Below are 12,032 nucleotides of genomic sequence, written 5' to 3'. Positions count from 1 at the left end.
TCAGCTGTCCAGCTGACGGCTGAGGATGGTGGCGAACTCGTCCGCGAAAGCCTCGTAGCCCGCCAGAATGTTGTCGCTGTCCACGCTTAGCTTGTTGTAAAAAACAGCCGCCGGGATGGCCGCCAGAAGGCCCAGACCGGTGGCCAAAAGCGCCTCGGCAATACCGGGGGCGACGACGGCCAGGTTGGTGTTTTGTTGCTGCGCAATCTCGACAAAGGCGTGCATGATGCCCCAGACCGTGCCGAACAAACCCACGAAGGGCGCGGTCGAGGCAACAGTTGCCAGAAAGCTCAGACCCTTGTTCAGCTCTTCGCCTTGTTTTGCAATGGCCACGTCCATCGACCGGTCAATGCGCGACTGTGCATTAGCGATCAACCCGCCATCGGCGCGATGACTGCGCCGCCATTCCAGCATCCCGGACGAAAAGACCTTTTCCGCGGGCCCGTCTGGCGTCGGCCCGATCTGGTCAAACAGCTCGTCCAGTGGTTCGCCCGACCAGAACTTGCGGTCGAACGCCTCGGCATCCGCGCGAGCGCGGCGAAAGTCCATGTGTTTCGTGATGATGATCGCCCACGACCAGATCGAGGCTGCAATCAAAAGCAGCATCACCAACTTGACCGTGAATGTCGCGCGAAGAAAAAGGGCGAAGAAGGAGAAGTCGATCTCCGCCGCCGCCTGAAGCGTTTCCGTTTCCATATGTCTGCCTCTGTACCGCCGCCTCTTTGGGCAGCTTATCTGCATGTTTCATAGCGGATTGCCACGGGGAATGCCATCAAAACCGCGTCATCGGCATGAAAGTCGTGGGGTCAGTGAACCAAACGGCGGATATTTGCCGGAAGCCGGGCGGGTTGGCCGGTGTCCGACACGCAGACGATGGTGACAAGGGCTTCAAACAAACGCTCTTCGCCGCGTTTGACCACCTGCTCCATCACAAGTCGCGCGCCTGTGACCTGCTGAACAGATGTTTCAACCTGCAACTCTTCGTCAAAACGCGCCGATGACAGATAGTCCGCTTCGACCCGGCGCACCGCGAACACCAGCCCGTCTTCGCGCATCGCGTTCTGGTCGATCCCGATCTCGCGCACCCAATCTGACCGCGCGCGTTCGATGTAACGCAGATAATTGGCGTAATAGACGATCCCTGCCATGTCGGTGTCTTCATAGTAAACGCGGATGGGGAAGTGGTGCATGGGGCCCTCGTGCTTCAAATCATCCCGACCCTAGCCGCGCAAGGGATAATCCGCCAGCCGCTCGTACCGCGCACCATCGGCGCGAAGGTCCGAGCGATAAAGCGACAGCGTGCCCAGCGTGACGGTCGGGTAGCGGATCGCGCCGTGGGTTTCCAACGCACGACCCAACGACGCCAAATCGTCAGTCGTGGGGGTTTGGGGCATTCGCACCAACGTCACATGCCCGCGAAAACGCCGATACGGCAGTGTGATTCCGGCGCGACGCACCGCCTGTTTGGCTTGTTTGTGCAGCAAGTCAACGCCGTCGGCCCCAACCGCCAGAACAGACGGCACCCCGCCGCCCAACGCGGTCAGCCCGGCCAAATCGACGGTCGCGGGTGGGGCGTGCAGCATCTCCAGCTCGGTGTTCAGTTCCTCAAGCGCGTCAATAGGTTGCTCGCCCAGAAAGGCCAGCGTCAGGTGGATATTCTCCTCGGGCACCGGGCGCCCGACCTTTAGACGCAATGCAAAACCCGCAAGCTGCGCGGCCAGATCATCTGGCAGGGGAAGGGCAAGGAAACAGCGCATTCAGTGCAACTGTGCCTGTGACGCGCCGCCCGCTTGCATCCGTGCGAAAATCCTTAGCGCATGTGACGCGTCATCCGCCGCCGCTGGCAGCACCGGATCATAAGCCGCCGAAATCAACGCCGCGATTTCTGGACGCAGGATCGTCTGGCCATCCGGCAGAACCGCCAGCGGGCTTTTGGTGGAAAACGCATCCTCGCTCCACAGCAACACCGCCTGCACGGCTTGGGTCAGAGCCAGCGTCTCGGCCGGTTGGTCCGCCATCGCGCCCCGCATACAGACAAAGGTGAAACAGGCCTGAATGGCGTTGTCATTGTCGAACCGAAACGCGCGATACTGGGTGGCTCCGGCGGCTTTCAAACGCGCCACGAGCGGCAGGAGGTCAGGGATCATCTCGCCCAGTTTCGGCACGTCCAGCAACTCGTCCCAATCGCGAAAGAAGAACACCATCAGGTTGGCGCCCAATTCCGGGTCGGTCTCGGCCATCTTGTGACCGGCCAGCGTCACCACCGCTTCGATCGCACCCTTCACGACCTCTAGCGTGGCGTCTTCAACGCCGAACACGACCGGCACGATGGGGCGGCCCCAGCGAGCGAAGGCGAAGTCACCATTTGCGCGGGTGAAATGCGCGGTCACATGTTCTGGCGTCATAAGAGGGGCGTCAGCCATATCGCGTCTCCGGATCTTCTGGGGGTGATGTCCCGCAAATAGGCGCACGTTTCAAGGGTTAACCTTCGAAAAGTTGTCCCTGCCCCGACCCGCGCGGCTGAGGCGCGGGGGCGGTCAGGCCCAGATGCCGCCACGCAATCTGGCCCAACATCCGCCCCCGCGGGGTGCGCTGGATCAGGCCTTGTTGCAGCAGAAACGGCTCGATCACTTCTTCCAGTGCGTCGCGGCTTTCGGACAGGGCGGCGGACAGAGTTTCGATGCCCACCGGGCCACCACCGTAGTGCTCGGCCATCAAACCAAGATAGCGCCGGTCCGCGCCGTCCAATCCCAGATGATCAACGCCTAATCGCGTCAGCGCATTATCGGCCAAGTCGCGCGTGATGCGCCCGTCGCCCTCGACTACCGCGAAATCGACCACGCGGCGCAAGAGCCGCCCAGCGATCCGCGGCGTGCCACGCGCGCGTTTCGCAATCTCGCGCGCGCCATCATCGTCCGCAGGCGCGCCCAGCTTGATCGCGTTGCGGGTGACAATCTCATGCAGTTCATCAACCGAGTAAAATTGCAGCCGCACCGGAATGCCGAAACGGTCGCGCAAAGGCGTGGTCAGCAGACCAAGCCGCGTGGTTGCCCCCACCAGCGTGAAGGGCTGCAGCTCGATCCGAACGGTGCGCGCGGCGGGGCCTTCGCCGATCACAAGGTCCAGTTCGAAATCTTCAAGTGCAGGATACAGCACCTCTTCCACCACCGGGTTCAGGCGGTGGATTTCGTCAATGAACAACACGTCATTGGTTTCCAGATTGGTCAGAATCGCGGCCAGATCACCGGCCTTGGCCAACACTGGGCCGGACGTCATGCGGAAGTTCACGCCCAACTCGCGCGCCATGATCTGCGCCAACGTGGTTTTGCCCAAACCCGGAGGGCCGTGAAACAGCACATGATCCATCGCCTCGCCACGCTTGCGCGCGCTTTCGATAAAGATGCGCAGGTTGGCGCGGGCCTCGGCCTGACCGATGAAATCACCCAAGGTTTGCGGGCGCAGGGCACGGTTGGCATCTTCTGCGTCTTCCGGCCGCGGGTTGGCGCGCAGCGTCGGGTCCGGCGTGTTCAGTGGGTCAGAGGCAGTCATGGATTCTTTCTAGTCCCCTACCCTTTGGGCGCAAGAAGTTTCAGCGCCGCGCGGATCAGGCCGGATGTGTCCAGCATGGCATCCTCGCCCAATGCCTGCGCCACAGCGGACGCCGCTTCGCCCGGGGCATAGCCAAGGTTGGTCAGGGCTGACAGCGCCTCGGACTGCGCGGCGGCATTGCCGCTGGGGGCGGAGGATGCCGCTGGCGTGGTCGGGATGTTTGGCTCGATCACCCCATCATCCGTCGCAGGGATGCCGATAGCACTGGAAGCTTGCCCCGACAATGCCATCACCGACGCGGCCTTGTCCTTCAATTCATTAACCACACGCTGCGCGGTCTTGGGACCAATGCCCTTGGCAGCCTTGACGGCATTCCAGTCGCCCAACGCAATCGCGCGGCTGACCCCATCGGCCCCCAACGTGCCAAGGATCGCCATCGAGGCTTTCGCACCGATGCCCTGCACGCTCATCAACAGCCGGTGCCATTCCTTCTCAACCAATGTCGTGAAGCCGAACAGTTGCAGATTGTCCTCGCGCACCAGAAGTTCCGTATAAAGCGCAACCGCCTCGCCTGCGTCGGGCAGGCTGGCCATCGTGCGGTCCGAGACATAGACTAGGTATCCCACGCCGCGCACGTCAATCAGCACGTGATCCTCGGCGCGATGGTCGATCCGTCCTGCGATTTTCCCGATCATGCTGTGGCTTTCTTTAACGCGGCTTCCAGGCGTCCGGCATTCTGCGCATGGAAGGCATGACAAATCGCAATCGCCAGCGCGTCAGCCGCATCCGCACCTTTGATCTTCACGCCGGGTAGCTGCATTTTGACCATATGCGCCACCTGCAACTTGTCGGCATGTCCAACCCCCACGACGGCTTTCTTGACCGCGTTGGGCGCGTATTCCCCGATCGGCAGCCCTGCCTTTGCCGGCACCAAAAGCGCGATGCCCCGCGCTTGCCCCAGCTTTAGCGTGGCAACGGCGTCCTTATTGACAAATGTCTGCTCAACCGCAGCGGTTTCGGGCGCGAATTGCGTCAGCACCTCGGACAGTTGATCGTAAAGCGACAACAGGCGCGACGCGAGATCGCCGGTGCGGGAATGACAGATGCCATTTGCGACATGCGACATGCGTGTACCGTCGGTGTCGATCACCCCCCAGCCAAGGTTTCTTAGCCCCGGGTCGATGCCAATTACGCGCATGTGTCATACCGCCCTGTCTGCCCCGCGCCTTGCCATCAGACGACACCTGAAAACCGCGCTTTTACGGGAACTAGCACGAAACAGGAACACGCGCCAGCCGCTTTCGCGGTGCCAGCGATTCGCACGCGCCAAAGCAGCGGGTAGAAACAGTAGATGTATTTAAGCCACAGGCAGCACGATCATACCAATTTTTACTGGGCGAAAACGCCGCTTTCGGCCTGTTTCCGACCTAGCCTATCCTGAATGCGACCCGTTGCAGAAAACGCATGAGAGTCATGCAATTTCGGCCCTTGCTGGCACCACACCGGCGGCCTAAATGCTGGTCAGAGCAATGATGCTTGGTGCAGTATTCTTACCGAGAAGGACATGAAAATGGCTGCTTTCGAAACGACATATATCCCTGTGAACGGTGCGTCCTTCGGGGGCCGTCTGTCCAATACTATCCGCAGCTATTTTGCTGCGGTTGCCGCATGGAACGACGCGCGCTCGAACCGCAACGCCTTGTCGAAACTGACAGATCGCGAACTTGACGATATCGGCCTGTGCCGCGCAGATATCGAAGCGATGTAAACGGAAAAACGACAAGACCCGCGCAATTTTCGCGGGCCTTGCCTTTCATCTGTAACCCCGTCCGGTCACATCCGGGCGGGGTTTTCTTATGGGAATATCATTCCAGCGACAGGGCCACAAAACGCGGGTTGTCGTCGCGACGCACCAGCAGAAGAACAGACTTGCGACCGCCATCCTTGGCATTGGCCAGACGGGCCTCAAGCTCTTTGATCGAAGTGACGGGTTGTTGACCAGCTTCGGTCACAACATCACCGGCGCGCACACCCTTTTCAAACGCTTCGCTGTCCTGATCTATATCCAGAACGACAAGCCCTTCGACGTTCGGACCCAAGCCCATTTCGTCGCGACGCATGTCGTCAAGTTCGCTTAGCGACATGCCAAGCACCTTGCCTTCGTCCGGCGCGCTGGGTTCGGGGTCGGGCGTATCGCCGGGCGCCGCACTTGCATCTTCGCGCCGACCCAGCGTGATTTTCAGGGTCTGCGTCTTGCCATCGCGCAAGATAACGACACGTACGGCCTTGCCAACCGGGGCGTTGCCGACGATGCGCACAAGTTCGCGGGTGTCGGTCACCTCGGTCCCGTCAAAAGACAGGATGATGTCGTTGGCAAGGATGCCGGCCTCTTTTGCCGGGCCTTCGGGCACATCAGTGATCAGGGCACCGTTGGTGTTATCCAGCGCCATCGCCTCGGCGATGTCATCTGTGATGTCCTGAATGCGCACGCCCAGCCAGCCGCGACGCGTTTCGCCGAACTCCTTCAGCTGATCGACGACACGTTTGACAACCGCCGACGACATCGCGAACCCGATGCCGATCGAGCCACCGTTCGGGCTGAGGATCGCAGTGTTCACGCCGACGACTTCGCCTTTCATATTGAACAAAGGCCCGCCCGAGTTGCCCCGGTTGATCGCCGCATCTGTCTGGATATAGTCATCATAGGCACCCGACAATTCGCGGTTACGCTGCGACACAATCCCGACCGAAACAGAAAAACCCTGCCCCAACGGGTTGCCCACAGCCATGACCCAATCACCCACACGCATGACATCGCTGTTACCGAAGGTCACGAAGGGCAGCGGCTTGTCACTTTCCACCTTCAGGACGGCAATATCAGTGTTAGGGTCGGTACCGATCACTTTCGCGGGCAGTTCGCGATCACTGTCGAAGAATTCAATCAGTATCTCGTCCGCGCCTTCAATGACGTGATTATTCGTCACAATGAAGCCGTCTTCAGAAATCACGAAGCCAGAGCCAAGCGCTTGGCTGCGACGCTGTCGGGGTTGGGCGTCGGGGCTATCTGGTCCGCCAGGACGGTTGCGTTCAAGGAAATCGCGGAAGAAATCCTCAAACGGGCTACCTTCGGGAACCATCGGGTGGTTGCCCGTCCGCTGGGCCACCATAGTCGAGGTGGTGATGTTTACCACCGCGGGGCTGACTTGTTCGGCCAAGTCGGCAAAACTGTCAGGGGCGCCGCGCGCATCGGCTCGCACGCCCGATGCGACAACCACGGCAATCGCCATGATCAGCCCGACAAAAGCGCGCATGCCCCGGACTTGTAGGGTTTCGGGGGAAATCGCCTGCACTTTCACACTTTTCTCCTTTCAAGAAAATTTTCCGGACCGCAGTCCGTTGAATGATAGTTTCTAGATAGGAACCCAAAAGCGCAACGCAAAGTTCCTGAACCCTGTTCACTGCCATGTGAACGTCTGTAACGCGGCGCAAATGCGCGCGTCAGCTACAGATCGCGTGCTTGGGAGAAGGACAGAAGCTGTTTTCCCTTGGCGTCCCACAGATGCAGCCGGGTGCAAGTCAGGCTTTGCGCGATTGTCATGCGGTTGGCCTGAGCCAGTTCCGTGTGATCGCGCAAAACTTCGGTCAGGCGATAGAATGGGATACGGCTGTAAAGGTGATGAACATGGTGAATGCCAATATTGGCGCTGAACCATTGCAGGACGGGCGGCAAGACGTAATGCGAGCTGCCTTCAAGGGCGGCGTCGTGCAATTGCCAGTTTTCTTCGGTGCTCCAATGGGTGTCTTCAAACTGGTGCTGGACATAGAACAGCCACATCCCCGCCGTAGCCGCCAGAATGGTGGTCGGAAGAAAGATTAGAAGTAGCGCCGAGAAGCCACCGAAATACCAGATCACAACCAGTATCGCGGCGATCACCAGATTGGTGCCCATCGCGCTGATCCAATAGCGCGCGCCATTCATAAGCCCGAACGGCAACCGGTTTTGCAAAAGAAACAGATAGCTCGGGACAAAGCCAAACAGGAACAGCGGGCTTCGATAAACGCGATAGCGCAACTGATCGAACCGCGATAGCGCGTTATATTCATCGACGGTCAGGGTCATGATATCGCCAATGCCGCGCTTGCCCAGATGACCGGCCGAGCTGTGGTGGATCGAATGCGTCCGCCGCCACACAGCGTAAGGGGTGAGCGTCAAAACCCCGATCACCCGCCCGACCCAATCGCTGACCGCGCGTTCTTTGAAAAACGAGCCGTGGCCGCAATCATGCTGGATGGTGAACAACCGAAGCAGGAACAGCGCGTTGAACAGCGACAGCGCAAGCGTCAGCCACGGGCTGACCGACATCGCCAGCCACGCCAGTGCCCAAATTCCGATGAACGGGCCAACGCTGACCGCCAGTTCGAAGGCACTGCGCCATTGGTTCGGCTCGCGATAAGTGGCTAGCGTCTTCACCCAATCTTTTGCGGATGTTGAATTTCGGGAAGGCGATGGCGCGTTCAAGGGCTGCGCGGCGGAATTATTTGTCATGGGCCTGCTTTTCGAAGTATTAGGGCACCGATATACGACCAGTCGCACATGGTAAGGGATTAGTGTGACGACGTTGCGCAAAGGTCAAAGTGCCACAGGGCGCGCGTGTGCCTCCGTCGCGCGGGTGTCTAGGCCTGCGATAGCCATACCAGAACAACCCCCAATGTCACCGCCACCAATCCGACTGCGCGTCGCTGGTCACGCGACATTGCGGCCATCATGGCTACAAGATCATCCAAACGCGAAGGGGCCAGTGCGAACACCAGCCCCTCGATCACAAGCACTAGACCGATGCCCAATAAGACAATAGTCATTTACGGCCCGTATCCGATTTCAGATAGTCAAAGAACTCGCTGTTTGGTGACATGACTATCGAAGAGTTGTCGCCACGCAGAGAATTCTCATACGCCTCCAAAGATCGCAGGAAGGTATAAAACTCGGTATCTCTGCCAAGCGCATTTGCCAAGATCCCGTTACGGCGGGCGTCAGCCTCGCCTCGGATGATCCGGGCTTCCTTGCGCGCTTCGGACACGGTTTCCACCACGGTCCGGTCGGCGGTTGCACGCAAACGTTGCGCCGCTTCGTTACCGCGGGCGATTTCGTCCGCTGCCAGACGCTGACGTTCGGCACGCATCCGTTCAAAGGTCGCTTCAAGGTTCTGCTTGGGCAGGTCGGCACGCTTGATGCGCACGTCAATGATTTCGACACCAAGCGAGGCCGCCTGTTCACGCGCCTGATCGCGGATCTGGTTCATCAGGATGACACGATCCGCCGACAGAACGGCACCGGAGTTCACCTTACCCAGCACTTCGCGCAGTTCGGCGTTCAGGATACGTTCAAGCCGCGGAATGGCACCATCGATCGAACTTGCGCCAACGGCACGGCGGAACTGCTTGGCATCTGCAATACGCCAGCGCGCAAACGCGTCGACTTCACGGCGACGGCTGTCCGCAGGCGTCACCTCAAGCTTGCCGGTTTCAAGCGGTAGGATACGCGCGTCATATTTGACGATCTCGTGCAGGACGGGGATCTTGAAATATAGACCGGGGTCTGAAATTTCGGCCTGAACTTCACCGAACCACAGACGCAGCGCCGTTTCGCGCTCGTCCACGATATAGACCGCCTGCAACGCGCCAAAGACCAGTGCAACGATGGCAAAAAGGATGATTTGAGTGCGTTTCATCAGTTCGCCCCCCCTGCTTCACTTTGCGCAGGTTTGCGCTGCAGTTCATTCAGCGGAAGGTAAGGCACGACACCGCCTTCGCCACCGATAACTTCGTCAATAATGACCATGTTCACGTTGCCCAGAACCCTTTCGATCGTCTCAAGATACAGCCGTTTCCGGGTGATATCAGGTGCTTTGGCGAATTCATCATAGACCGCGATGAAGCGTGCGGCTTCACCCTCGGCTTCATTGACGGCACGGGCACGATAACCCTCGGCTTGCTCCAGCAATTGCGCGGCCTCACCACGTGCGGCAGCAACTACGCGGTTGGCATAAGCGTCGGCCTGCTTCTGCAACGTATCGCGGGTTTGCTCGGCGGCTTGGACTTCGCGGAAGCTGTCGATCACGTCTTTCGGGGGGTCGGCGCGGTCGAAGTTCACGCGTACGATGTTCACACCCGACTGATAGGATTCCAGCGTTGACTGGATCAGCTCTTCAAGCTCTTGCGCGATGACACCACGATCCGACGTCAGGATTGGCGCCAACCGCGACCGCGCGATGATTTCACGCATGGCAGATTCCGACACCGCCCGGATCGTGTCCGCTGGACCGGCCAGGTTGAACACGAACTTCTCGATGTCCGAGATATTCCAGACCACCTGATAGTCAATATCGACGATGTTTTCGTCGCCGGTCAGCATCAAGCCATCATTGGCACCATCACCGATATTGATGACGTTTTCACGGGTCACGGGGTAGATTTCCTTGGTGACAATCGGCCAAGGGGCGAAGTTCAAACCCTCTTGCCCGACGCCGTAGCGTTCGCCGAACAGCAGTTCAACCGACTGCTCTGACGTGTCCACACGGTAGAAGCTTGCAAACAGCCAGACCGCAACGGCCACGAGCGCGACCAGCAAAAGCGATCCGCGCCCAAAACTTGGCCCTTCGCCGCCGCCTGATCCACCGCCACGACGTTTGTCGCCGCGACCGCCCATCAGAACGCGCAGTTGTTCTTGGCCCTTTTTCATAAGCTCATCGATTTCGGGCATTTGCGGCGGTTCGTTGCCGCCACGGTTGCCGCCACCGTTCGAGGGGGGACGCCCGTCCGAGCCGCCGCGGCTTCCGCCGCCGCCCCAAGGGCCGCCATTGTCACTGGCCATTTGGTCCTGTTCCTTCCACGTAAATGGTTTCGTCGTCATACCTGACCCCTTGCGGGGCGGATTTCAAGCCAAAGGGAATGCAAAGCTGCATCTTTGCCTTGAAATTCCTGTGTTTGCATCGTGAGGGTTCGGTTTTGGCCTCAGTCGCTGCGGCTTGGTGTCCTCATCAGCACAATCTCTTCGGCCATGGTCGGATGCACCGCTACGGTTCGATCAAAATCCGGTTTGGTTGCCCCCATCTTCACGGCGATGGCGGCCATCTGAATCATCTCGCCCGCACCTTCGCCCACGATGTGGCAGCCCAGAACCTTCTGGCTTTCCTGGCTGACGATCAGCTTGAACAAAACACGCTCCTTCGCGCCGATGAAGCTTTTTTGCATCGGGCGGAAAACCGCACTGTAAACATCGATCTTTTCTTGCGCGCGAGCCTCTTCTTCGGACAAGCCGACCGTGCCGTATTCCGGCTGTGTGAACACCGCCGAGGCAACTTCGTCGTGGTCAGGCTTCGTCGGGTTACCTTTGAATACGGTTTCAACAAAGGCCATGCCTTCGCGAATGGCCATAGGCGTCAGGGCAATCCGGTCGGTCACATCGCCGACCGCATAGATTGAAGGCACAGCGGTCTGGCTGTAATCATCCACCACCACGGCTCCGTTTTCGCCCAGTTCGACGCCAAGATCTTCCAACCCCAGCCCAGCAGTGTTGGGATCGCGCCCGGTGGCAAGCAGCACTTGGTCGAACAATTCTTCGCGCCCATCCGTGCCCTTGACCCAGATGGCACCGTCGCGACGCTCCATCCGTTCGATTTCCAGACCGACATGCAGATCGACGCCATCTTCGCTGATTTGTTCGGCCAGAAGCCCGCGCACTTCGTCGTCAAAGCCGCGCAGGATTTGCGCGCCGCGATACCAGACGGTGGACTTGCTTCCCAGCCCGTTGAAAATGCACGCGAACTCCATCGCGATATAGCCGCCACCGACGATCAGGATGCGCTCAGGAAACTCGTCCAGATCAAAGATTTCGTTCGAGGTGATGCCCAGATCCGCGCCCGGAATATCGGGGACGAAGGGACGCCCGCCGGTGGCGACAAGGATGTGCTTGGCGGTAAAGCTTTCGCCCGTCGACAATTCAACGGTGTGAGCGTCCGTCAGTTTGGCGCGGGCATGAAAGATATCGGCGCCCGAATTGCCAAGGTTCTTGGTATAGATGCCTTCCAGCCGCTCGAGTTCGGCATGAAGGGCGGGACGAAACGTGCCTGCCCAGTCGAATTTGCCCTGCGCGTGGCCCTGCCAGCCATAGGCGCGCGCCGCTTCGGCGGCTGATCCGAATTGCGAGGCGAAGACCATCAATTTTTTCGGCACACAGCCCCGGATCACGCAGGTGCCGCCCATGCGGAATTCTTCGGCCAGACCCACTTTGGCCCCACCTTCTGCCGCCACCCGACCTGCACGCACCCCGCCCGAGCCGCCACCGATCACGAAAAGGTCATAGTCAAAGTCGCTCATATCCATCTGCCTTTTGTCTGTCCGAACCATACATTCGGGCGCAATTCATCGTCCGGCGGAAACTATGGACTTCGCGCAGGGATTTCCAGTGCCAGTGATGTCACACG

14 protein-coding genes are annotated in these 12,032 nt (G+C 59.4%); 1 reads left to right on the top strand and 13 read right to left on the bottom strand.

Features of this window, described 5'->3' with window-relative positions; translation table 11 throughout:
* The 7 genes from tolQ to ruvC form a co-directional block, all read right to left on the bottom strand.
* Nucleotides 1-696, bottom strand: a complete 696-nt coding sequence (tolQ, locus tag MN186_RS00425) for a protein TolQ (protein WP_242110825.1) — start codon at nucleotides 694-696, stop codon at nucleotides 1-3.
* A gap of 110 nt (nucleotides 697-806) precedes the next feature.
* Nucleotides 807-1,190 carry a tol-pal system-associated acyl-CoA thioesterase gene (ybgC, locus tag MN186_RS00420; protein ID WP_242110824.1) on the bottom strand — a complete coding sequence of 128 codons (384 nt, stop codon included), beginning with the start codon at nucleotides 1,188-1,190 and terminating at the stop codon, nucleotides 807-809.
* A gap of 30 nt (nucleotides 1,191-1,220) precedes the next feature.
* A complete protein-coding gene (gene thpR, locus MN186_RS00415; protein ID WP_242110823.1) occupies nucleotides 1,221-1,757 on the bottom strand; it encodes an RNA 2',3'-cyclic phosphodiesterase in 537 nt (178 codons plus the stop codon).
* Nucleotides 1,758-2,423, bottom strand: a complete 666-nt coding sequence (locus tag MN186_RS00410) for a hypothetical protein (RefSeq protein ID WP_242110821.1) — start codon at nucleotides 2,421-2,423, stop codon at nucleotides 1,758-1,760.
* A gap of 58 nt (nucleotides 2,424-2,481) precedes the next feature.
* The gene (ruvB, locus tag MN186_RS00405) at nucleotides 2,482-3,549 is read right to left on the bottom strand and encodes a Holliday junction branch migration DNA helicase RuvB (protein WP_420838875.1); all 1,068 of its coding nucleotides are present in this window, start codon (nucleotides 3,547-3,549) and stop codon (nucleotides 2,482-2,484) included.
* Between the two features lie 17 nt (nucleotides 3,550-3,566).
* Nucleotides 3,567-4,244 (bottom strand): Holliday junction branch migration protein RuvA, encoded by a 678-nt coding sequence (gene ruvA, locus MN186_RS00400; protein ID WP_242110819.1) that lies wholly within the window; start codon nucleotides 4,242-4,244, stop codon nucleotides 3,567-3,569.
* Nucleotides 4,241-4,747 (bottom strand): crossover junction endodeoxyribonuclease RuvC, encoded by a 507-nt coding sequence (ruvC, locus tag MN186_RS00395; RefSeq protein WP_242110818.1) that lies wholly within the window; start codon nucleotides 4,745-4,747, stop codon nucleotides 4,241-4,243. The genes ruvA and ruvC overlap by 4 nt, the downstream gene beginning before the upstream one ends.
* Before the next feature lie 372 nt (nucleotides 4,748-5,119).
* On the opposite strand from ruvC, the gene MN186_RS00390 reads away from it, so the two are divergent.
* Nucleotides 5,120-5,317 carry a DUF1127 domain-containing protein gene (locus MN186_RS00390; RefSeq protein WP_242110817.1) on the top strand — a complete coding sequence of 66 codons (198 nt, stop codon included), beginning with the start codon at nucleotides 5,120-5,122 and terminating at the stop codon, nucleotides 5,315-5,317.
* 97 nt (nucleotides 5,318-5,414) lie between these two features.
* Here the strand turns inward: MN186_RS00390 and MN186_RS00385 are convergent, their stop codons facing one another.
* The 6 genes from MN186_RS00385 to gor all read right to left on the bottom strand — a co-directional run bounded on the left by MN186_RS00385 (nucleotide 5,415) and on the right by gor (nucleotide 11,925).
* On the bottom strand, nucleotides 5,415-6,860 hold the full coding sequence (locus tag MN186_RS00385; RefSeq protein WP_242110816.1) for a Do family serine endopeptidase: 1,446 nt from the start codon (nucleotides 6,858-6,860) through the stop codon (nucleotides 5,415-5,417).
* Between the two features lie 191 nt (nucleotides 6,861-7,051).
* Nucleotides 7,052-8,095 carry a fatty acid desaturase gene (locus tag MN186_RS00380; RefSeq protein WP_242110815.1) on the bottom strand — a complete coding sequence of 348 codons (1,044 nt, stop codon included), beginning with the start codon at nucleotides 8,093-8,095 and terminating at the stop codon, nucleotides 7,052-7,054.
* A gap of 128 nt (nucleotides 8,096-8,223) precedes the next feature.
* On the bottom strand, nucleotides 8,224-8,409 hold the full coding sequence (locus MN186_RS00375; protein ID WP_242110814.1) for a DUF2065 domain-containing protein: 186 nt from the start codon (nucleotides 8,407-8,409) through the stop codon (nucleotides 8,224-8,226).
* Nucleotides 8,406-9,278, bottom strand: a complete 873-nt coding sequence (gene hflC / locus MN186_RS00370) for a protease modulator HflC (RefSeq protein ID WP_242110813.1) — start codon at nucleotides 9,276-9,278, stop codon at nucleotides 8,406-8,408. Before hflC ends, MN186_RS00375 begins: the two co-directional genes overlap by 4 nt.
* Nucleotides 9,278-10,420 carry an FtsH protease activity modulator HflK gene (hflK, locus tag MN186_RS00365; protein ID WP_242111187.1) on the bottom strand — a complete coding sequence of 381 codons (1,143 nt, stop codon included), beginning with the start codon at nucleotides 10,418-10,420 and terminating at the stop codon, nucleotides 9,278-9,280. Before hflK ends, hflC begins: the two co-directional genes overlap by 1 nt.
* Before the next feature lie 140 nt (nucleotides 10,421-10,560).
* Nucleotides 10,561-11,925, bottom strand: a complete 1,365-nt coding sequence (gene gor / locus MN186_RS00360; protein ID WP_242110812.1) for a glutathione-disulfide reductase — start codon at nucleotides 11,923-11,925, stop codon at nucleotides 10,561-10,563.
* Nucleotides 11,926-12,032: the final 107 nt, after the last annotated feature.

This window comes from Aliiroseovarius sediminis, assembly GCF_022678485.1.
Lineage (GTDB): Bacteria > Pseudomonadota > Alphaproteobacteria > Rhodobacterales > Rhodobacteraceae > Aliiroseovarius > Aliiroseovarius sediminis.
The sequence above is the reverse complement of the archived record's forward strand: the minus strand, read 5'-3'. Positions and strand labels throughout refer to the sequence as shown.

Coding starts and splice junctions, on each gene's coding strand:
- ruvC (WP_242110818.1), bottom strand. CDS start 4,747: ATGCGCGTAATTGGCATCGACCCGGGGCTAAGAAACCTTGGCTGGGGG.
- MN186_RS00385 (WP_242110816.1), bottom strand. CDS start 6,860: ATGCGCGCTTTTGTCGGGCTGATCATGGCGATTGCCGTGGTTGTCGCA.
- thpR (WP_242110823.1), bottom strand. CDS start 1,757: ATGCGCTGTTTCCTTGCCCTTCCCCTGCCAGATGATCTGGCCGCGCAG.
- MN186_RS00410 (WP_242110821.1), bottom strand. CDS start 2,423: ATGGCTGACGCCCCTCTTATGACGCCAGAACATGTGACCGCGCATTTC.
- ybgC (WP_242110824.1), bottom strand. CDS start 1,190: ATGCACCACTTCCCCATCCGCGTTTACTATGAAGACACCGACATGGCA.
- ruvB (WP_420838875.1), bottom strand. CDS start 3,549: ATGACTGCCTCTGACCCACTGAACACGCCGGACCCGACGCTGCGCGCC.
- MN186_RS00390 (WP_242110817.1), top strand. CDS start 5,120: ATGGCTGCTTTCGAAACGACATATATCCCTGTGAACGGTGCGTCCTTC.
- MN186_RS00380 (WP_242110815.1), bottom strand. CDS start 8,095: ATGACAAATAATTCCGCCGCGCAGCCCTTGAACGCGCCATCGCCTTCC.
- tolQ (WP_242110825.1), bottom strand. CDS start 696: ATGGAAACGGAAACGCTTCAGGCGGCGGCGGAGATCGACTTCTCCTTC.
- hflC (WP_242110813.1), bottom strand. CDS start 9,278: ATGAAACGCACTCAAATCATCCTTTTTGCCATCGTTGCACTGGTCTTT.
- ruvA (WP_242110819.1), bottom strand. CDS start 4,244: ATGATCGGGAAAATCGCAGGACGGATCGACCATCGCGCCGAGGATCAC.
- hflK (WP_242111187.1), bottom strand. CDS start 10,420: ATGGCCAGTGACAATGGCGGCCCTTGGGGCGGCGGCGGAAGCCGCGGC.
- gor (WP_242110812.1), bottom strand. CDS start 11,925: ATGAGCGACTTTGACTATGACCTTTTCGTGATCGGTGGCGGCTCGGGC.
- MN186_RS00375 (WP_242110814.1), bottom strand. CDS start 8,409: ATGACTATTGTCTTATTGGGCATCGGTCTAGTGCTTGTGATCGAGGGG.